The sequence below is a fragment of the Entomobacter blattae genome, assembly GCF_014672835.1.
Classification (GTDB): Bacteria; Pseudomonadota; Alphaproteobacteria; order Acetobacterales; family Acetobacteraceae; genus Entomobacter; species Entomobacter blattae.
Map to the genome: position 1 here is coordinate 540415 of NZ_CP060244.1, position 20607 is coordinate 561021.

General features: G+C 45.8%; 15 protein-coding genes, 1 tRNA gene, 1 rRNA gene and 1 pseudogene. 8 read left to right on the forward strand and 10 right to left on the reverse strand.

Annotated elements, in window-relative coordinates; translation table 11 throughout:
* Positions 1–114: 114 nt before the first annotated feature.
* Complete coding sequence (locus tag JGUZn3_RS02450) at positions 115–807, reverse strand: CorA family divalent cation transporter (protein ID WP_238996869.1); 693 nt, start codon at positions 805–807, stop codon at positions 115–117.
* The gene (locus tag JGUZn3_RS12250; protein ID WP_238996870.1) at positions 761–1096 is read right to left on the reverse strand and encodes a magnesium transporter CorA family protein; all 336 of its coding nucleotides are present in this window, start codon (positions 1094–1096) and stop codon (positions 761–763) included. The genes JGUZn3_RS02450 and JGUZn3_RS12250 overlap by 47 nt, the downstream gene beginning before the upstream one ends.
* Positions 1097–1474: 378 nt before the next feature.
* Here JGUZn3_RS12250 and trpB point away from each other — a divergent pair, with 378 nt between their 5' ends.
* The 4 genes from trpB (at position 1475) to JGUZn3_RS02470 (ending at position 5838) form a co-directional block, all read left to right on the forward strand.
* Positions 1475–2713, forward strand: a complete 1239-nt coding sequence (gene trpB, locus JGUZn3_RS02455; RefSeq protein WP_203414757.1) for a tryptophan synthase subunit beta — start codon at positions 1475–1477, stop codon at positions 2711–2713.
* Complete coding sequence (gene trpA / locus JGUZn3_RS02460) at positions 2710–3522, forward strand: tryptophan synthase subunit alpha (RefSeq protein WP_203414169.1); 813 nt, start codon at positions 2710–2712, stop codon at positions 3520–3522. Before trpB ends, trpA begins: the two co-directional genes overlap by 4 nt.
* An 84-nt stretch (positions 3523–3606) precedes the next feature.
* Positions 3607–4476 carry an acetyl-CoA carboxylase, carboxyltransferase subunit beta gene (gene accD / locus JGUZn3_RS02465; RefSeq protein WP_203414170.1) on the forward strand — a complete coding sequence of 290 codons (870 nt, stop codon included), beginning with the start codon at positions 3607–3609 and terminating at the stop codon, positions 4474–4476.
* A 42-nt stretch (positions 4477–4518) separates the two neighbouring features.
* Entirely contained in the window at positions 4519–5838 is a 1320-nt protein-coding gene (locus JGUZn3_RS02470; RefSeq protein WP_203414171.1) for a bifunctional folylpolyglutamate synthase/dihydrofolate synthase, read from the forward strand.
* Here the strand turns inward: JGUZn3_RS02470 and JGUZn3_RS02475 are convergent.
* The 3 genes from JGUZn3_RS02475 to JGUZn3_RS02485 all read right to left on the reverse strand — a co-directional run bounded on the left by JGUZn3_RS02475 (position 5835) and on the right by JGUZn3_RS02485 (position 9747).
* Positions 5835–6164, reverse strand: coding sequence for a dethiobiotin synthase (locus JGUZn3_RS02475; protein WP_203414172.1), 330 nt, complete (start codon positions 6162–6164; stop codon positions 5835–5837). The genes JGUZn3_RS02470 and JGUZn3_RS02475 overlap by 4 nt on opposite strands.
* Before the next feature lie 434 nt (positions 6165–6598).
* Positions 6599–7369 carry an aspartyl/asparaginyl beta-hydroxylase domain-containing protein gene (locus tag JGUZn3_RS02480; RefSeq protein ID WP_203414173.1) on the reverse strand — a complete coding sequence of 257 codons (771 nt, stop codon included), beginning with the start codon at positions 7367–7369 and terminating at the stop codon, positions 6599–6601.
* 140 nt (positions 7370–7509) lie between these two features.
* Entirely contained in the window at positions 7510–9747 is a 2238-nt protein-coding gene (locus JGUZn3_RS02485) for a prolyl oligopeptidase family serine peptidase (RefSeq protein WP_203414174.1), read from the reverse strand.
* A gap of 305 nt (positions 9748–10052) precedes the next feature.
* Here JGUZn3_RS02485 and JGUZn3_RS02490 point away from each other — a divergent pair, with 305 nt between their 5' ends.
* The gene (locus JGUZn3_RS02490; protein ID WP_203414175.1) at positions 10053–12371 is read left to right on the forward strand and encodes a TonB-dependent siderophore receptor; all 2319 of its coding nucleotides are present in this window, start codon (positions 10053–10055) and stop codon (positions 12369–12371) included.
* Positions 12372–12376: 5 nt separating this feature from the next.
* Here JGUZn3_RS02490 and JGUZn3_RS02495 read toward each other — a convergent pair whose 3' ends face one another.
* Genes JGUZn3_RS02495 through JGUZn3_RS02505 form a run of 3 tightly spaced genes read right to left on the reverse strand, consistent with a single transcriptional unit; the run spans position 12377 to position 14580 of the window.
* Entirely contained in the window at positions 12377–12712 is a 336-nt protein-coding gene (locus JGUZn3_RS02495; RefSeq protein WP_203414176.1) for a hypothetical protein, read from the reverse strand.
* A 3-nt stretch (positions 12713–12715) separates the two neighbouring features.
* Positions 12716–14314, reverse strand: a complete 1599-nt coding sequence (locus JGUZn3_RS02500; RefSeq protein WP_203414177.1) for a PepSY-associated TM helix domain-containing protein — start codon at positions 14312–14314, stop codon at positions 12716–12718.
* Positions 14308–14580 carry a hypothetical protein gene (locus JGUZn3_RS02505; RefSeq protein WP_203414178.1) on the reverse strand — a complete coding sequence of 91 codons (273 nt, stop codon included), beginning with the start codon at positions 14578–14580 and terminating at the stop codon, positions 14308–14310. The genes JGUZn3_RS02500 and JGUZn3_RS02505 overlap by 7 nt, the downstream gene beginning before the upstream one ends.
* Before the next feature lie 535 nt (positions 14581–15115).
* Between JGUZn3_RS02505 and nirB the strand changes: the two genes are divergently transcribed.
* The 3 genes and pseudogenes from nirB to JGUZn3_RS12255 all read left to right on the forward strand — a co-directional run.
* On the forward strand, positions 15116–18031 hold the full coding sequence (nirB, locus tag JGUZn3_RS02510) for a nitrite reductase large subunit NirB (protein WP_203414179.1): 2916 nt from the start codon (positions 15116–15118) through the stop codon (positions 18029–18031).
* Positions 18028–19437, forward strand: coding sequence for a siroheme synthase CysG (gene cysG / locus JGUZn3_RS02515; RefSeq protein WP_203414180.1), 1410 nt, complete (start codon positions 18028–18030; stop codon positions 19435–19437). The genes nirB and cysG overlap by 4 nt, the downstream gene beginning before the upstream one ends.
* A 298-nt stretch (positions 19438–19735) precedes the next feature.
* Positions 19736–19942: pseudogene (locus tag JGUZn3_RS12255) on the forward strand (SAM-dependent methyltransferase); the annotation flags it as partial.
* Here the strand turns inward: JGUZn3_RS12255 and JGUZn3_RS02525 are convergent.
* Both JGUZn3_RS02525 and rrf read right to left on the reverse strand, forming a co-directional pair.
* Positions 19935–20006, reverse strand: a tRNA-Met gene (locus JGUZn3_RS02525). The pseudogene JGUZn3_RS12255 and the gene JGUZn3_RS02525 overlap by 8 nt on opposite strands.
* A gap of 46 nt (positions 20007–20052) precedes the next feature.
* Positions 20053–20158 (reverse strand): 5S ribosomal RNA (gene rrf, locus JGUZn3_RS02530).
* Positions 20159–20607: the final 449 nt, after the last annotated feature.

The window sequence follows — 20607 nt, forward strand, 5'->3', positions numbered from 1 at the left end:
TTAACTCTCCCTGCGGCCTGCAACATTTGGGCTTAAAGTAAAAAAACAGCCTTATAACCCAGCTAAACTTACTAATGTAGCTAAAAAACTCTTCAAACTTAAGTAAAGGCTTTTTCAAAGCTTGTTACCAAACCATCCTTTGTACCAAAACCACCATAAAGGTAAAAGGATACTGGCAACAATTAACCCAAGGCAATAATAATACCCATAGGCCCATTGTAATTCCGGCATGTTCTTAAAATTCATGCCATAAATGCCCGCAATTAAAGTTGGAATTATTCCACTAAGACTTACAGCGGTAAGAATATTCACGCTTGTATTTTGCTCAATACTAACAAAACCCAGGATAGCATCCAGAAGAAACTGCACCTTAACGTTTTTTTGTGAAACAAAGTCCGTTAACGAGGTAATGTCCCGATTAATAATACCCCATTGCCCTTGCAAAACGGGCGCTAAAGGCCTTTTGCCATTTTCTGTAATGAAATTACATATTCTATCCAATCCCGCAAGGGAATCTCTTATAGCAGAGGCCACATCTCCACAACGGCCAATTCTTTTGAGCATTTTTTTAAGCTCATTGCCTTTCCTGCCCTGGCTATGGGGACCCACCTGAAAAATATCATGGGAAATGGTATCTATTGTGCGTCCCAGATTTTCTAAAATATCCGCAAGCCTATCGACAATTGATTCCACAAGAACTGTCATACAGTCTTCTGCTGTTAACGGCTTTTTTGAAGATGCCACAACCCGTGCAGCCTCCTCAAAAGAGGTAAAATTTGAAAAGCGGATCGTTAAGCTGCAAGCCATTCAACACAAACCCTACAGGAGAGACCACAAAGCTTTCACCCAAAAAACGGATCATGGGGGTGGTCATGTAAACACGATCATCTTCCATATAGAGACGAGAAGAACTTTCTATCTCTTCCATATCCACCCGCGTAGGAATACGAAAGCCAGTAATTTTCTCAGCGATATTCTCTTCTTCTTCTGTTGGGTTGAGCAGGTCAAGCCATGGAATATTCTCATGGAGTTTCGCAGCATGTTCCTGGTCAGAATATTCCTGGCTGGATTGTCCCCAGTTATGGGCTAAAAGCATCGTTCATTACCGTTCTCGTTCTTGGAATAACTGGTCTCGTATAGTTTTCCCTTTTATCATACTGTCAGCCCAAGGTTTAAGTCTATTCTTGTCCAGAGTCAGAAAATTCCCTAACATTCCCCTTAAAAGGGCACTGATATGGCCACTCTCTCCATAGCCACTCCCTCATAGGGAAAATTTAAGAAACACACATTCTCATACAAAACCTTTTTCAGCGCCTTAAACCCAGTAGTCTTAATAGTCTAAAATCCTAATATTCCTTTACAGCGTCAAGAAGGATATGCCAAAAACCTCTATTATCCTCTTCCTTTATCCATATATAGGGGCTTACTATAGGGAAAGCTCTTATCCATGACATTTCATCATCAGGTCTATAACATGCGTCAACATTCAGGCAATTCCATTTCCTCTCAGGCTAATAGCCTTCGTTACGGGCCCGATTCTGAAGGGAAATTTGGTATTTTCGGAGGCCGTTTTGTTTCAGAAACCCTTATGCCTCTCATCCTGGAGCTTGAAAAAGCCTATGAGGCGGCAAAAGCCGACCCGACATTTCATAGCGAGCTTGCCTATTACCTGAAACATTATGTCGGCCGTCCCAGCCCACTATGGTATGCTCAGCATTTAAGCGAACAGCTTAAAGGTGCAAAAATCTATTTCAAACGTGAAGAGCTTAACCACACCGGCTCCCACAAACTTAACAATGTTATGGGACAAATCCTGCTCGCCCGCCGCATGGGGCGCAAACGCATTATTGCTGAAACTGGAGCGGGCCAGCACGGCGTGGCCACCGCCACTGTTTGCGCCCTGTTTGGAATGCAATGTGTCATCTACATGGGGGCAACCGATGTAGAACGCCAAAAGCCCAATGTGTTTCGGATGCATCTTTTAGGAGCAGAGGTTAAGCCCATCAGCGCAGGGGCTGGTACTTTAAAAGATGCCATGAATGAAGCCATGCGCGATTGGGTCACTAATATTGAAGAGACATACTACCTCATTGGCACTGTAGCTGGGCCCCATCCTTACCCCCAAATGGTCAGAGATTTTCAGTCTGTCATTGGAGAAGAAACCAAACAACAAATCCTTGAGGCAGAAGGGAAGCTCCCCGATGTCATCGTAGCCGCCATTGGGGGGGGCTCCAATGCTATGGGTATTTTTCATCCCTTTCTGGATAACCTTTCAGTCAAGCTCATTGGTGTTGAAGCCGCAGGCCATGGGCTTGATAGTGGAAAAACCGCTGCCTCTCTTCTGCGCGGCCGCCCAGGTGTCCTGCATGGCAACCGTACTTATTTGTTACAAGATGAAGAAGGCCAGATCATGGAAGCCCACAGCATCAGTGCAGGCCTAGACTATCCGGGCATTGGACCCGAACATTCTTGGTTAAAAGACCACAAAAGGGCGGAATATGTTTCCATTACTGATCAGGAAGCTTTGAAGGCCTTTCAAACCTGTACCCGCACAGAAGGGATAATCCCCGCTCTAGAAAGTGCCCATGCCATTGCCCATGCCATAAAAATAGCCCCCAGTATGAAGGCCGACCAAACCATTGTTCTTAACCTATCAGGGCGGGGCGATAAAGATATCTATACTGTTGCCCAGCATCTTGGAGTTTCTCTATGAGCCGTATTGCCCAAACCTTCAACGCCCTGAAAAAACAGAATAAAGGCGCCTTCATCTCCTATCTGGAGGCCTGTGACCCAGACTATAATACCTCGCTTGCCTTGTTAAAGGCCATGCCTGAAGCAGGGGCAGACCTTATTGAAATTGGCATGCCCTTTTCTGACCCCATGGCCGATGGTCCCGTCATCCAAGAAGCGGCCAAGCGTAGCTTGAAAGCCGGGGCAACCATGGCAAAAACGCTCTCCCTCGTGCGCACTTTTCGCCAAGAAAACACCACCACCCCTCTTATTCTTATGGGCTACCTCAACCCTGTTGAAAACTACGGTGTTGAACGTTTCTGTCACGATGCCGCCCAAGCAGGGGTAGATGGGCTGATTATTGTAGATGTACCGCCTGAAGAAGCCGCCTTTCTGAGCGAGCCAGCCCAAAAAAACGGGATTGATGTTATCCGCCTGATCACGCCAACCTCAACAGATGAACGGTTGGAATATATTACCTCTCAGGCGAGTGGGTTTTTATATTATGTCAGTATTAATGGCATTACAGGCACACGCACCGCCAGCACAGAACAGCTCAATGCGGCTTTTAGCCGTATAAGAAAGAAAACGGATCTCCCGGTGGTTGTAGGTTTTGGCCTTTCCACACCAGAACATATTCGCCAAGCCCTTACAGTGGCCGATGGTGCAGTGGTCGCTTCTGCCCTTATCAAAACCCTTGCAAACAGCCTGGATGCCAACCATCAGGCAACAGAACAAACCTTACCAGCTGTACTCTCTCAACTGAAGACCCTCGCCGATGCCAAACACTAAACTTTTCCTGGCCTGACGGCTATGATATAACGCTAAGAAATATCTTTATCATCCGGTTTTTCTCCTTATTTTCAAGGTTTTATCATGAGCTGGTTAACCCAATATGTTCGCCCTAAAATTAACAGCCTGCTAAAACGGGATGTACCAGACAATTTATGGACAAACTGCGAAGCCTGTGGGCAGATGGTTTTACTAAAAGATCTGGAGAAAAACCTTTATGTCTGCTCTCACTGTTCGCATCATATGCGCATGCCAGCCCAAAAACGTCTAGATTGGGTTTTCGATAAAGAAACAGCCACAAAAATTGAGCTTCCCAAGGTTCCCCTTGACCCTTTAAATTTTAAGGATCAGAAAAAATATACTGACCGCCTAAAGGAAAACAAAACCAAAAGCCGCCTGGAAGAAGCCTTGCTGGTTGCCCATGGCAGGATAGAAAATCATAATTGTGTGGTAGCCATTATGGCTTTTGAATTTATGGCAGGCACGATGGGGGCTGCTGTAGGTGAGGCTTTTCTGGCTGCTGCAAGGCTTGCCACATTACAGCAAGTTCCCCTCATTGTTTTTACAGCCTCTGGCGGTGCAAGGATGCAAGAAGGGCTCATTAGCCTTATGCAAATGCCCCGCACAGTTATTGCCACACAAATGGTTAAAGAGGCGGGACTTCCCTACATTGTTATCCATACTCACCCAACTACGGGGGGCGTAACGGCCTCCTTTGCCATGCTGGGAGATATCCATATTGCAGAACCCAATGCCCTGATTGGCTTTGCAGGCCCCCGTGTTATTCAAGATACTGTCAGGGAAAAACTGCCTGAAGGATTTCAACGCTCAGAATACCTTAAGGATCATGGCATGGTTGATATGGTGGTGGAAAGAAAAGATCTTCGCCCCATGTTAGGACGTATCCTTGGGCTTCTTGAGCAGCGCCGAAATACTGTTACCCCGGTTGCCTAAATCCCCATATCCCTTTTTATGCCAAGCCCTTATGGATAAACAATGTCTGGCTCTCAAACCCTTGCCACTGAATTTTCTGGGCCGATCCTTCCCATTCTGGAGCGGCTTAACCGTTTATATCCAACCCTCATTGATCTCTCCCTCTCCCGGCTAGAAATCTTATTAGGCAAGCTTGGCCATCCTGAACAAAAAATAGCCCCGGTGATCCATATTGCTGGCACGAATGGCAAAGGCAGCACCACAGCGCATCTTTATACAATCGCAACGGCTGCTGGGCTTAAAGTTCATACCTATACCTCTCCCCACCTCGTAAATATTACAGAGCGTTTTCGCCTTGCAGGAAAACTAGTGGATGAACCCACTTTGCGCACCACTTTGGAAGAGATTGAAAAAACCAACGCAAATGCCCCTATTACCCTTTTTGAAGTACTGACAGCTGCCGCCTTTTTGTTATTCTCCCGTATCCCAGCTGACCTGATCTTGCTGGAAGTCGGGCTAGGTGGGCGCTTTGATGCCACCAATGTTATAGCATCCCCTTTGGTTTCGGTTATAACCCCCATTGCCTTGGATCATGAAAACTTTCTCGGTTCAACCCTTAAGGCTATTGCCCACGAAAAAGCAGGCATTATCAAACCCGGTAGGCCTGTGGTCTGTGCACGTCAACACCCTGAGGCCTTAGCAGAAATTGCACAAAGTGCAGCAGAAAAAAATGCTCCCCTTATGGTGCAAGACAGAGAGTGGACATTTACACCAACTTCTAACCATACTGCGCTATACGAAGAGAGCACGATCCACATAAAAACCCCACTGCCCCATTTGCTAGGCCCCCATCAAATTGATAATGCTGGTCTTGCTATCGCTGCCTTACAAGCTAGTAAGCTCAGTGTGAAACCACATACCTATGCCGCTATTTCTCATACTTTTTGGCCAGCCCGGTTGCAAAAGCTTGAAGGGTTTTTACAAAAAAAACTTCCTCCCCTATGGGAGTTATGGCTAGATGGTGGGCACAACCCCCACGCCAGCCATGCCCTTGCCCGCCAAATGGAGTTATGGAGGGATAAACCTCTCCATCTTATTCTGGGTATGAAACACACTAAAGATGTTCAAGGGTTTATTGCCCCACTGCTTCCCTTTGCTACCAGTCTCCAGGCTGTTTGTGAAAAGGGCCAACATATGGCTGTAGATATTCCTACCCTTATTTCGGCATCAAATAATAAAGCCACATCTGGGCCAGATATTAACAGTGCCCTTGCGACACTCCTAGCACAGAACGATCACCAAAAGCCCCTAAGAATCCTTATTTGTGGAAGTTTATACCTAGCCGGAAAAGCCTTGGAAATGGATGGCTGGATACCCCACTAAACACCTTCATATTTTAAAATGGCGTCACGGAGAAGGGTATGAGCAGTAAGAGGTACCATAACACCACCAGCTCCTTCTATAACAAGCACATCATCTGCCTTACAGGATGGCGTTAAATGAAAATCTTCAAAACTATAGCTTTTTTGTTCACGTAACATGGCCTCAAAAGGAGAAAGTGCTGCCGAAAGAACGAGCAAACTTGGTAAGATTTTGGGAAGTTTCCCGTCTTTTCGTCTTACCAGAGAGGTTATGATTGCATGATCGGGCTTTTCTTCCGCAACCCCTGTTTGAAAGGGCTTCCAATAGAGAGCTTGCCAGGCCTGCACCAACTCTTATTTCAAGAGTGGCTTTTTCCAAGAATGGCCCTGAAATTTTATTTTTTTATTTTTTTCACTGAACCACTCCCTGCTGATATTTTGCCCTGATAGAAAAAAGCAGAGAAGCTTTCACCAGTGCCAAAAACCTTAATACTAAAACTTTCAGCAAGTCCCAGATTTATCCTTGATGTATAGAAAAAATCTATAGAGGCAGCAATAAAATTTGCACATTGGGTTTATCTCTAATCTAGAATCAATAGGATGTGAAAGACCTCAACCCGTTGCGTAACCAAAATGATAAGAGAAGCACAGACCTTCTATTTCATGAACCTTTTACTTTATTAGCCTTTTATTGCATTAAAAAGAGCGCCTTCAAAAATACAAAAGCCCCAGAAAGGGGCTTTAAAGATACTCTTACGCCATGCCGCTTTGTCGGCAAATTTTTATCGTAATGCAACTTCAACATCTCTATGGGCTCTTTCCCATTCCGCCATATTGTCCTGAGCATCTTTCACAAAAGCGGATTTCTTTACCCCTTCCATAAAAATATTACGAGCAATATTACCAGGGAAACGAGCCGGACGTTCAACCTGAATGAGCAGAACAACCCTGGTTTCATCTGTATCATTCCAAACCTCGTGGTCATAGGTTTCATCAAAAAGAATCGTTTTTCCTTCTTCCCAATGCACCATATTAGTCCCAATCCGAAAGCGGCAATTTTTTCTATCCTTGGGGACAATAAGCCCTAAATGGCTGGTGAGTAGCCCTTTTGTTACCCCGATATGATGGGGAATATGACACCCTGGCCCCAATATGGAAAAAAATGCAGAATTCAGACGAGGAATACGCTTCATCAGAGCCGTCGTCTGCGGGCACTGCTTGCAGTTCTCTTCTACTTTCACCCCATAACCAAATAGAAAAAAAGACTGCCAGCGCTGGTCTGCTGCAATGCGGGCATGATCAGGAGAGATCTGGCCTAAAGGGGGGATAGCATTGCGCCTTTTAAGAACGGCATCCAGCTCAGCGCGAATGATCTTCCAGTTTTTTTCCAACATCGCCGTCCAAGGCATAATGGCAGGATCAAGGACAGGATCGTTAGAGACAGTAGAACTTCTTGCGATAAGATCATTAAATAGAGGGCGAAGATACTTGCCTAAACGGATACTTAATGGCCGTTTAGGTAAAGAATTTTCTATAGCTTCTGTTTTACTCATTATTTTTCAACTTTCGCTACTTAAATGGCAGGCAAAAGCGCAAAGGCCACTGCCCAAATTAAAAAAATGAGGTCTTAATACTGTTCTTTGCAGAAGGCTTTTACAAAATCACACCCGCTTAGGTCAAGCCGTGATGTAAGTCAGCGTCTTGAAGATTTTATTATTTTTCTACTCCCCTTCATGCTCTTTTTAACTCCAGATCTCACAAGACCGAGCTGATCGTAAATAAAGGCATAATAATCGGCCATTTGCCCAATACTATAAGATAACCCATTCCCATGACCTGTGCTCTCGCTTACCGAGAGATAAACTGGAAAACCAGATGCTGTTGCAGCCTGGAGCCGTGCAGTCATTTTACGGGACTGTTCTGGACTGACCCTTCCATCGTAAAGCCCCATCATCAGCAATACAGCAGGGTAAGACTTACCCTCGGTAATGTTTTGATAGGGAGAATAAGTTTTCATTTTTTCATAATTACTCTTGTTTTCTACCGTCCCCAATTCAGTGGCATTAAAGGCTCCATTAGGGCTATATTCCGCATGCAGGAGATCATAAATTCCTTCTAGGCCAACAACTGCCCTAAAAGAGGTCGGCTCCTGTGTCAGAGCAGCCCCGACTAATAATCCCCCATTACTGGCCCCAATAATGGCCAAATGCTGTGGGGAGGTATAGTGCTTTTGTACCATATAATGCGCTGATGCCAAAAAATCATCAAAAACAGTCTGTTTTTTTTCCAATTGGCCCATCTGATGCCACAAGGCCCCGTACTCCGCCCCACCGCGCAAGTTTGCCACCACATAGATCCCCCCGGCCTCTACCCATTGTTTAACACCAATACCTGCAAAATGAGGCACTAAGGATATTCCATATCCTCCGTAACCACACAGGATAGCGGGGGTCTCCTTATTCAGCTTTCGGCCCTTCTTACGAAGAATATTTAAAGGGATTTTCGTGCCATCTTTACTAAACGCAAACTCCCTTATAACGTCTATATCCTTAAAGCTTACGGGGGTTTTCTGGACCAGCTTTGTTTTTTCTGATTTGCCCTTTTGCTCATCATAACGAACAATCGCTTGCGGAGTAAGGTAAGTTTCCTCAGCATATAACACCTGCCCTTTCCGTGTAGAAACGATATCGGAAACGGAAGCGATTTTCCCTACGGGCAGCATACCTTTTGGTTTCCCATTATGGGTATAAATACCAACCCGAACCGGGCCACCATCCAGCATTTTAAGATAGAGATTATCGGCTGTAACAACGATAGCCGCCCCTCCAAGCTCTTCTTCCCCCTGAATGGCATAGTCCGATTCAGGAATTAGCAATCTGGCACGACTTAACAACAAATCAGCTGCAGAACCATCCAGAGACATTGCCAGAATCTTCCCTTTAGGGGCATGATCGTAAGAGAGAAGATACAACACATTATCGGGCCCAATTGAAGCGGCAGTTACATGATCGGCAAAATGGGTAATCTGGCGGATATGGCCACGCGAATCCATAACATAATGAGCAAATTCTCCCCCATCGCCATTCTCAACGGAAATCAGCGTATAAAGGGCATTCTGGCTGTTATCCAGCCGGATTTCTGCTATTTTTGGCAGATCACGACCAAAAACATACCTATCTTCTCCATCCTTTTTTCCTAGAGAATGGTACCAGATTTGCTGGTTAAAATATTGCCGCTTATTGGAGAGGTTTCCCTCCGGATAACGTGTATACCAAAACCCAGTGCTATCCGCCCGCCAAGCCACACTTCCCCCCGCAGTAGGGTATTGAACATGAGAAATGGGGACTTCCTTGGTTTCTTTTCCCGTTCTGGCATCAAAAATATGAAGTTCTCCGATTTCACTTCCATTCTTAGAAAGGGAGACCGCCACCCATTTACCATCAGGCGAAGGCACAAACCAATCAATAGCAGTATGACCTGAAGGATCCAAAAGATTGGGATTTACGCTTACAATTTGAGTGTGGGGATCTGCAGAAAGATCCATATTGACAATCACAGGCTGTTGGTAAGAAGGAAGGCGTGTTTGGGCAAACACTCTTTCCCCTGCCACACGTAGTCCTTTCCAACCGCCGGAGGTTTGGGTAGCTGCAGCCATGAAACGAGTATAAAGTTTTTTGCGCTGCGGCAAAGAACTAAGGTAGGTTTGGGTACGCCTATTCTGGGCTTTATCCCAAGCCTTTACCTCTGGGCTAGAGGAGATCCCTAACCATGGATAGGGATCTGTTACCTTATCCCCAAAAAAATTTTCTTCCACAGGCTGGATTGTGGTCACAGGAGCGGTTTGATCTGCCGCATAGACCACTTCCCCTTTATAGGCCATTCCCAGCAAACCTAAAGCCCACACGATTAGAACATTTCTGTATTGACGCACACCTGATCCTTTTATTCCCAGTCTCATTTCCCTATGAAGCACGTTACTTATTAACCAGACTTATTAACCAGCTGTTTTAAGTATCGTTCATTTCATAAATGAAATTTTTACTTCACTATAAAATTTTAATATTTTTATCGATATTTATTAAACAATAAATAATTCCGATTATTTAAATAAAAAAAGCTTCATAATCCAATATTTTCTACAAAAATGGCCAGAACACTCTTGACTTTGTTTTTATAAATAAGAATTAATCTCAATTAATATTCTGTTACTATTTACAACCCAAACGGTCTATACCAATGAAAAAAAAAATTTCTGACCATCTACTTTCTCACTGTGCAACTAGCACCTTGGCCTTGGTTTTCTTGTCGTGGTCAGGAATAAGTTTTTATACTTTTCCAGCTTGGGCCCAGCACCCGCATCATAACCATAAAAAGAAACGTTTGGGTATTAAACACACTTCCAATAATACGGGAAAAGAAAAATCTGCTTCCCAAAACCTCCCGGTAGCTACTGCTACAAACAGCGAACAACCTGCTTCACAAGCAGCCCAATCCACAGAACATGTTGTTATTCGAGCCACCAAACCTGTTTTTGTAGCCACCACTTCCTCTTCGGCCACAAAAACCAGCACCCCTCTTATTGAAACCCCCGAATCCGTTTCCGTTGTCACCCGTGAGCAAATGGACATGCAAAATGCTCGCTCCATTAATGAGGCCTTGCGGTATAGTTCAGGCGTTGTGGCTGACCTACGCGGGGGAAATAGCCGATATGACCAATTATCTATCCGTGGGTTTATTGAAGGTACGGCTGGTGCCTCAGAATATCTGGATGGGCTAAAACTCTTCGGCGGAGGAGGATTCGCCACCCAACAAGTCGATTCCTATCTTCTAGAGCGTATTGACGTACTGAAAGGCCCACCTTCTGTAGTCTACGGGCAGAGCAACCCTGGAGGGATTGTAGCTCTTACCAGCAAATGGGCCAACGGTAAGCGTGTGAGAGAAATATCACTTGAGGGCGGGAATTTTGATTATGGGCGCGGAACTTTCGATATTGGGGATAAAATCCCTGGCTCTTCTGACTTCTCCTACCGTTTGGTAGGGACAGCCACTCGCCAGAATGGCTATGATGGATATACCAGATCAGAGCGTTATACTTTTGCTCCTTCGGTTAATTACAAACCCAATGAAGATATCAACCTTACCCTTTATGGCCGTTACCAAAAAGACCCTACCAGCGCGAGTTATCAGGTCTGGCCAACTCAGGGTACCGTTCTACCAGGCTTGTTTAATTTTAGCCCCGGGTTTTACACGGGAGATCCTAATTATAACAAGTTTGACCGTACCCAGTCTTCGGTAGGCTATAACTTCGACTACCAATTTCATCCCGACTGGGTTTTACACTCCATGGCACGTTATGCCAATGTGGGAACGAATTATAATGAGCTTGGTGTTTCAGGTGATCCGTTTCTTGACCCACAAGGATCAGGCGATATTTTACTCAATCGTTATGCTTACGGTGCCAAAGAACATTTTGATACTATAACCCTAGAAGAACGCATTAACGGCATTGTTTATACAGGAAATGTAAGGCATGATGTGCTGGTTGGAGTAAGCTGGCAGAATTTGCGAGACAGCTATAACTATGCTTTTAATTTTGCAGGCATCCCCGCTTTAAACCTTACTCACCCTATTTATGGCATGACCGTTCCCATTGCAGCCCCTAGCGGTATCTTTGGCACCTCCACCAACCAAGAAGGAATCTTTGTACAAGACCAGGCTAGTTTTGAAAATTGGCACTTCCAATTTGGCTTTCGGAAGGACTGGTCCAAAATCAACACACGAGACCAGTCCTCGTCCCAAGCCACGGCTGTCAATACTAATGATGAGGCCATTACCTACCGGGGGGGAATCCTCTATAAATTTGATGTGGGTGTAGCCCCCTATTTTAACTATGCCCAGTCTTTTCAACCCTTACAAGGTACAGATTATCAACACAGCCCTTTCAAGGCCACTCGTGGCGAACAATATGAAGTAGGGGTAAAATTTCAACCCAAAAGTTTTAAAAGTTTCATGACAGTTGCCTTTTACGACTTAACACAAAGCAATATCCTTACAACTGACCCGCTCCATCCCAATTTTAGTATACAATCTGCTGAGCAGCGCTCGCGCGGGGTGGAGCTTGAAATCCATGCCTCCCTTACGGATGATATTAACCTGATTGCCGCTTATACCAACCAGTCTGTCAAGCTCACTAAAGGGGAATATGAGGGCGTACGTCCTACCCAAATCCCAGCCCAGTTTGCCTCTTTTTACGGCACATATACCCAACCTGATGGGCCAGCCAAAGGATTAGGCCTTGGGGTAGGGGTACGGTATATAGGCAATACCAATGGAGATTTAACCTCCCAGTTCCAGACGCCTGCTTATGCGTTAGTGGATGGTCAGATCCATTATAATGTAGGCAATGCCGATGCGAGGTTTAAAGGTATGAATCTTCAACTTTCAGCCCAAAACCTTCTAAACAAACATTATATTACCAGCTGTTATAGCTCCAGCTTTGGATGCTCCTTTGGTCAAAGTCGCACCATTATTGGCCGAGTAACCTATAACTGGTAAATCTATTATAACTGGAAAAAAAATATCGGTATCCATAATAGGGCCGGCACAACGTACCACCCGGCCCTTCGAGCTGCCATCGGAAAGAAAGCCAATAACACGCTCCAGCAGCAAGCGGCTATACTTTGCACTCCGATCCAGCACAGCAAGCCCGTAACTTTTAACGACAACACAGCAACCCCCATTCCTCCAGCGGTCAGACATAGAGCATAAATTAAAATTATGCTTTGCCTGCCAAAGGGAAGGGTAGGGGCACGCATCTGCCTTAAAGGTTTAGCCATACACCATGACAAAGCATGGCATGCCCCAAAGCATAAAAGAAAAATAACCACAAAAGCCACACTCTATTCCCCGCTGACCAAGGAAGAGGAATGACTCATAGCCTGATCAGAAACCGTCTGACCAGAAACTGGCGGACGAGATCCCTTGCTGGTGGGTTTTGACTGGGGGACTCCGGTCTGCAAGCTTAACCCAATCAGTAGGCTAACGCTCCCTATCAGACAGGCTGTTCCATCAACAGCCCAAAAAGCCAAGGGAACATAGCCCGTTGCCAGATCAACAGGCAGCAAACCAAAGCTTAAGCCACTCAATAGAAATGCCAAACTCCTCCCAGTCTTTTGCCAGCCTTTCAGGAAGGTCACAACCAAACCATAAATCCCAACTCCACCCCACAAAAGGAAAAACCCTAATGTTTCCACTGTCATTCTTTCCGGCAACCAAAGGGGAAGCGTTGGGGGTAAAAAACGCGCAATCCATAGCAGCCCAGCACAAGCCACAGGTAACCCCAAAACAACACTCACCACCACTCCACCTTGCCACCTCATAAGAAGGCTTTGTTTACGAAGATCGTTCTTGAGAAGGGCGTTATTTTTTTTCTCCCGTTTATATACATAATAAAACAGGCCTGTTCCCATCATAACACTACTGGCAAAAGCTGAGAGAAAATAAACCGCCCTAAAAGGATAAGGCAGCTGATTACCCATATGGGCCCCTTCTATTGCGCGGGGTAAAAACTGGGAAAAATCTTGCAATCGATTATGGGTATATTGCGTGGGAGAAGTTGTAGAAAATACCACAGAATCGCGAGTTATTGCCATTCTATGGGCTATGGCCTGGACAAAGGTCAGCTTCCCTTGCGATCTGAACTGAATAAACCCCACTCGGCCTAATAGGGTTTGGGCTGTTTGGTACATCTGAAACAAATCTTCTGGAGAAAGCGTGCCCCCATGCAGTGGGATAAATTTTTTTTCATGGTTCATACCATGATCAAAAATATGGCCTGGCCGATTATGCTGAGGAAAATGGAAATACGCGTGACGATGAAATACCATACCGCTATAAGCCATACCGGCCAAAAACGGGACAAAAATAATCCCTCCAATAATGTGAATATCCAGCCAATACCGCAACTTGGAGGCAAAAGGCCTGACCACGAACAAGTCAGACCATAAAAAAGGCCAATGGGCTATAAAGCCGGTTACGATAAGCACAATAAACCATAGCCCAAAAAACCCACAAATCCATTTGGCCCAAAACCGCCCCATATGGAGCGTATAATGAAAGTCGAAAAAAAACTCACCGCCTACTGTCTCTCTTACCTGCAGGAGGTGGCCTGTTTGCGGGTGAAAGACCAAACCTGTAAAAACATGACCGTTAAAATGCTCTACTCGTAAAGGCCAGCTGCGCTGGGTAGGAAAAAGAACAATATTTTTTTGACCTTTTTGATTTAAGGCCACAGCCTGCTGATAGGCCGCATAAAGCCCCATAGAAGAGACCTCTGGAGAACGAATCTGAGCGACTTCTGGCTGCATCCAATCGTTTAGCTCCTGGCTGTAAATAGCGAGGGTGCCAGTAAGGGCCATACAGTAAAGAATTAATCCACAATAAAACCCAACCCAGGAATGGAGCCACTGGAATGTTCCGAGAAAATATGTCTTTACCACATAAACCCCACCAGAGCTGCCCCTGCCAAACCCATAAGACCTCCTATCACTTTACCACTGGCCAACAGCTTGCTCGCTGCAAGAAAAGAATACACACAGGGCAGCAATATAGGAAAAGCCATAACAGAGATAAGATAGCCCAACTCGCCAGGGCTTTCTGCCCATAACGACATGGCCAGTATGACGCAATATCCAAGACACCAGGCTCCCCCATAGCTTATGACGATCGCGAGAAAAAAATGTATAGAAACGATAATGCTTTTCATTTTCATTATCCAGTTTTAAATGACCCCCACCAGTGATAGGAGCTTACGAGACAACTTTAAAGCCTTTTTCTTACCCGCTTTCTTCCTTTCAGAAAGCCCGTCCTTAAAAAGCCCACTTCCTGGCACCTCTTAAGCATTTCGTCCTTGTTTTTCGTGACCAGTGAAGGGCCTGTGAAATGCTCTAGACCTAAAATACCCGACTGAAACGATTCGAGTCATAAAGAGCAAAACCCCGCTCTATGAATTTTATAACAGGGCCATCGTTTTTTCCTTACATTTAACATTAAAACTATGTTAACGTTTATGACATATATATAATGAGATAACCATAAAACATATTGTCTTTACCTTGCCCTGTATCAGCCTAATCGGTTGTTAACAGCGTAGGTTTTTGAAACTTGATTTAAATCCTGTGATTTTGAATCTTAATTTTTTTTAATTTTTCTTTTTTTTATCTTTTTTACGGACAACTACCCTTATAGTACTCCACACTAACAGTGGTAGATCCTTTTATTTTTGGAAATGGATAACGCTCATGCCTGTACATACGACATCCTCTCTTCCCACCCTTATAATCGTTGGCAATGGCATGGTGGGGCACTACCTTGTAGAGCAACTCATCGACAGGGGGCTCAACAAAAAATATCATATCCATATCATAGGCGATGAGCCCTACCAGGCTTATGACCGAGTGCATCTTTCCGAATATATTGACAATAATAACGCTGAAACCCTTACCCTTTGTGCAGCCAATTACCACACCAACCACAACATTACCCTTTCTCTTAAAACAAAAGTCCTCTCTATTGCCCGACAAGGGAAAACCATTGAGACAGACAAGGGCACCCTTTCTTATGATAAGCTGATTTTGGCCACGGGATCCTATCCGTTTGTTCCACCCATTCCGGGAAGTGATGGCAATGCTGGCCTCGTTTACCGTACATTGAATGACCTAGACCACATTCGCGAAGCCGCCAACGGAGCTGCTCGAGGGGTTGTGATTGGGGGCGGACTCTTAGGGCTTGAGGCGGCCAATTCTCTTAAAACCCTTGGTCTTGAAGTCCATATTATTGAATTTGCTAACCAACTTATGCCTGTTCAGCTCGATAGTGTCGCTGGTGAGGCGCTCAAAAAACGCATCGAAGAACTGAACATCCACATTCACCTCTCTCATGCCACAAAAGATATTGTTCCAGGGCAAGACTTTCGCTACCGCCTGAATTTTGAAGACGGCACCAACCTGGAAACAGATCTGGTTCTCTTCTCTGCTGGCATTCGCCCTAATGACGAAATTGCCCGTGCTGCGGGCCTTGAAATTGCCCACCCTCGAGGAATTGCCATTAATGATTCCTGCTTGACTTCTGACCCTGATATTTTTGCCATTGGGGATTGCGCGGCATGGGAAAACCGTATTCTTGGGCTTATTGGCCCAGGCTACAGTATGGCGCGCGTCATTGCAGATCAGCTAGAGGGAAAAGAAGCCACTTTTAAAGGGGGTGATACCTCAACCAAACTTAAACTTCTGGGCGTAGATGTCGGCTCTATTGGAGATGCCCACGGCAAAACCCCCGGGGCTAAAAACTACCAATTCCTTGACCAAACCCACAATTCTTATCGAAAACTGGTCGTCTCCGAAGATGGAGAACAGGTTCTGGGAGCAATATTGGTAGGCGATAACAGCTATTATGATTCTATTCTTCAATATTATCTGAATGGCATTAAACTTCCAGAAGATGCCTCAAACCTTATCCTGCCATCAAATAGCAGCGCTCCAACATTAAGCGCCAGTGCCCTGCCAGAAACGGCAACCATCTGTTCTTGTTACAATGTTACCAAAGGGGCTATTATCCAGGCTATTGATGGGGGCTGTACGGATCTTGCCACCCTTAAGGCCCAAACGAAGGCCAGTACAGGCTGCGGGGGCTGTGCCAGTCTTTTAAAAGATGTTTTTAACTCTGAGCTCACTGCCCGTGGGGTAGAAGTCGATAAAAGCATTTGCGAACATTTCAAATATACACGCCAAGAATTATATGCCTTTATCTTGGTTGAAAAAATTACCTCTTTTGAAGAGCTGATCCAAAAACATGGCAACGGCGCCATGGGATGCGATATTTGCAAACCTGCTGTGGCCTCCATCCTCGCTTCCACCTGGAATGAGCTTATTACCAAGCCAGACCTTATCCCTTTGCAAGAAACCAACGATACCTTCTTGGCTAACATGCAAAAAAATGGCACTTACTCTATTGTGCCCCGTATCGCAGGGGGGGAAATTACTCCCGATCGGCTTATTGCTCTAGGGCAAATAGCCAAAAAATATCACCTCTACACAAAAATCACAGGAGGCCAGCGGATAGACCTGTTCGGAGCCCAAGTTCATGAGCTTCCCATGATATGGGATGAGCTGATCAAAGCTGGGTTCGAAACAGGGCAAGCCTATGGCAAATCCCTCCGGACTGTAAAAACCTGTGTAGGAAACACCTGGTGCCGCTACGGTGTAAAGGATAGCGTGGGGTTTGGCATCTTGCTTGAAAATCGCTACAAGGGCTTACGGTCTCCTCATAAAATCAAATTTGGCGTCTCGGGGTGTACACGGGAATGCGCCGAAGCCCAGGGGAAGGATATTGGGATTATTGCAACAGAAAAAGGGTGGAACCTGTATGTTTGCGGCAATGGAGGCATGCGCCCTCGCCACGCTGAATTGCTTGCCTCTGACCTCGATGACACCACGCTGATCCGCTATGTTGACCGCTTCTTGATGTATTATATCCGAACGGCAGACCGCCTGCAGCGTACTTCTGTCTGGCGGGAAAACCTAGAAGGCGGGCTTGATCACATTAAGGATGTTGTCATCCACGATAAACTTGGGCTGGCCGAAGAGCTGGAACGCCAAATGCAGCACGTGATCGATACCTACCAATGTGAATGGAAAGCAACCATTAACGATCCAGAAAAAGTTAAACGGTTCCGCACTTTTATCAACGACCCTGCAACCAACCCCGACATTCAGACCAAACCCGTGCGCGAACAATTTATGCCTGACATGAGCACAGTCATTCAAAATGATGAAGAGGGAGAACTCCTTGTTCGCCCCAAACCTACGACAGAGCAATGGGATTACCTATGTGAAGTGAAAGATCTGGTGGCCTATTCAGGTGTGGTTGGCCTTTATAAAGGCCAACAAGTGGCTTTGTTCTATCTCCCGCATGGGGTACCCCACAAAACCGATACCCCCGTTGTGTATGCCATTGCCAACCACGACCCCTTTACCCATGCCGATGTTATTGGCCACGGTATTTTAGGAGATATTAAAGATAAACCCGTTATTGCTTCCCCTTTGCATAAGGAGCATTTCTATCTTGAAAATGGGGCTTGTGTAGAACATCCAGAAACCGTTATTCAAACATGGAATGCTCGTATCAACGGCAATAAGGTCGAAATCCAGCCTCTATGACACAAGACGGTTCTGAACAGCCTTTTCCAGGTTACCTCCCCATCGGGCTTAGACTTGATGGGGAAAAGGTTCTTGTAATCGGGGGGGGAGGCATTGCAGCCAATAAGGTACGCCTGCTGTTATCCTGCAGGGCCGTTATTACCGTTATCGCTGAAACACTTTATCCAGAAATGCACTCTCTCCATAAGGAAGGGGCTTTTACCTATATCCCCCAAACCCTTACAGAGGACTCCTTAGTGGCCTTGGCTTCCTCCGATTATAGGCTAGCTTTTATTGCCACAAATAATACGGCCCTCAACCATAAGGTTTCTGCTGCTCTAAGGGCTGCTCATGTTCTTGTCTGTATCGTAGATAACCCTGAGCATTCCAACTTTATCACCCCTGCTATTGTGGATCGGGGTGTTGTAAAGGTAGGGATTATCACTTCAGGGGCAGCTCCTGTCCTTTCGCGGAGAATTCGGGAGAAACTTGAAGGGGAGCTTCCTTCCGGGACCAAAACCCTGGCTGAATTTATGGGAAAACAACGCCATTTTATGCGTCAACATTGTCCCGACTTAACAAAACGCAGAAAAATATGGGAAGCCTTTATAGATAGCCCAGGGGCAGAAGCTGCTCGGCAAGGAAAAGAAAAAGAAGCGCGCGCCTATCTTGAACATCTTCTTGCCAACACAGCCTTTACAGGAGAAGTCTGGTTGGTTGGCGCTGGCCCCGGCAATGCTGACTTATTAACCCTTAAAGCATTACATCTTATGCAAAATGCCGATAGTGTGCTTTATGATCAGCTCCTTTCCCCCACAATTCTCGACCGTGTTCGCCGCGATGCCGAAAGGGTTTTTGTAGGAAAAAAACGCAACCACCATACCATGTCTCAAAACGAGATTCAGGCCGAAATGATCCGAAGGGCCCGTAGAGGTGAGCGTGTCCTGAGGCTTAAGGGGGGGGACCCCCTTATTTTTGGCCGCGGAGGTGAAGAAGCGGATGCCCTGTTACAAGCAGGCATCCCTTTTCAGATCGTTCCGGGCATTACCGCTGCCAACGGCTGTGCCGCCTATGCTGGCTTTGCCTTAACCCATCGGGACTATGCCCAATCCTGTCTTTTTTTAACAGGCCATGCCAAAGCGGATGGCAGCCTTGATCTGCCCTGGAAAACACTTTTACATCCTTTACAGACAGTGGTTATTTATATGGGGTTATCGGAACTTCCTGAGCTCTGTCAGCAGCTCAAAGCCCATGGTATGCCTGCGGACTGGCCTGCTGCCATTGTTGAACGCGGAACCTTAGCAGAGCAGAAAGTGGTTTTAGGCACCCTTCAAACCCTTCCTGCTCGTGCAATGAAAGACAATATCCAAAGCCCTGCCCTTATTATTCTTGGCCAGACTGTAAAGCATAGGGTTATTCAACCTTAGCAAGATAGCAAGCTGTTCTGCTTGATAAAGACCATGCAGCGTACCCATCTGGGTTTAATTGAGACTGTTCAACTTACCGGGGCTCCATAGCCCTACACCAACCGTCTGTGAGTAGCTCTCTGATCCCTGCTCTTACATAGCCGGTTGGTTGGCAAGAGAGCTGCCCCTTTATCCTATGAGAAGAGAAAGGATGATTAACCCCTGTAGTGAGACCTCGATGAGGACCATAAGGGAGACCTACCCTGTAAGGGCGAGAGGGAAAGTGGGAGACATTGGGGGGTGTGAATTTGGTTGCGGGGACAGGCTGGTTGGCGCTGGCCCCGACAATGCTGACTTATTAACCCTTAAAGCATTACATCTTATGCAAAATGCCGATAGTGTGCTTTATGATCAGCTCCTTTCCCCCACAATTCTCGACCGTGTTCGCCGCGATGCCGAAAGGGTTTTTGTAGGAAAAAAACGCAACCACCATACCATGTCTCAAAACGAGATTCAGGCCGAAATGACAGGATTTGAACCTGTGACCTTCAGGTTATGAGCCTGACGAGCTACCGGGCTGCTCCACCCCGCGTTAGGTATATTGATGAGCTCTTAGGGGGTCGAGTGGGCTTAAAGACCTGGCGGTAACCAACTTTCCCACGTCTTAAGATGGGCGCTGGGGCATTTCACGACCGAGTTCGGGATGGGATCGGGTGGATCATTCCCCGCCATAGCCACATGGTACAAACACCAATATGCAAGCAACAACTGCTGCTTCTGATGCTAGAGGGTTAGGCCCTCGTCTCTTGGGGTCCGTGGCCAGGGCAAAATCCTATACCACTCGCATAGAAAAGAGGTCTCTCCCCACTGAATTGCACGATGAAGTTGGGAAAAAACCAGGGAAATAGAAGAGGAAAGGATTTGATCCTGCTACAGAACAGCCCCCTAACGATGTTTGGTGTAGTGCCATACTGGTAAGTCATGTTGTCAAAAAAGTGGAATCTGTATGTTTACAATATTAGCGATATTACAAATACTGGAGATATTGAAAAAATAGTCTCCAAAAGACACACTCAAAAAGCATGAAGGAAGCAGAAAAATCAGGACCGTAATTTTCACTCCCAACAGTAATATCCGAGCAGGAAAAAAACAATACAGAGTGGGAAAACCTTCCCAAAAAGGGAAGGGATA

Bases quoted from the DNA above. Each gene is read 5' to 3' on its own strand.
- JGUZn3_RS02490 (WP_203414175.1), top strand. From the start codon at position 10,053: ATGAAAAAAAAAATTTCTGACCATCTACTTTCTCACTGTGCAACTAGC.
- JGUZn3_RS02470 (WP_203414171.1), top strand. From the start codon at position 4,519: ATGTCTGGCTCTCAAACCCTTGCCACTGAATTTTCTGGGCCGATCCTT.
- trpB (WP_203414757.1), top strand. From the start codon at position 1,475: ATGCGTCAACATTCAGGCAATTCCATTTCCTCTCAGGCTAATAGCCTT.
- JGUZn3_RS02505 (WP_203414178.1), bottom strand. From the start codon at position 14,580: ATGAAAAGCATTATCGTTTCTATACATTTTTTTCTCGCGATCGTCATA.
- JGUZn3_RS12250 (WP_238996870.1), bottom strand. From the start codon at position 1,096: ATGCTTTTAGCCCATAACTGGGGACAATCCAGCCAGGAATATTCTGAC.
- cysG (WP_203414180.1), top strand. From the start codon at position 18,028: ATGACACAAGACGGTTCTGAACAGCCTTTTCCAGGTTACCTCCCCATC.
- JGUZn3_RS02450 (WP_238996869.1), bottom strand. From the start codon at position 807: ATGGCTTGCAGCTTAACGATCCGCTTTTCAAATTTTACCTCTTTTGAG.
- accD (WP_203414170.1), top strand. From the start codon at position 3,607: ATGAGCTGGTTAACCCAATATGTTCGCCCTAAAATTAACAGCCTGCTA.
- nirB (WP_203414179.1), top strand. From the start codon at position 15,116: ATGCCTGTACATACGACATCCTCTCTTCCCACCCTTATAATCGTTGGC.
- trpA (WP_203414169.1), top strand. From the start codon at position 2,710: ATGAGCCGTATTGCCCAAACCTTCAACGCCCTGAAAAAACAGAATAAA.
- JGUZn3_RS02480 (WP_203414173.1), bottom strand. From the start codon at position 7,369: ATGAGTAAAACAGAAGCTATAGAAAATTCTTTACCTAAACGGCCATTA.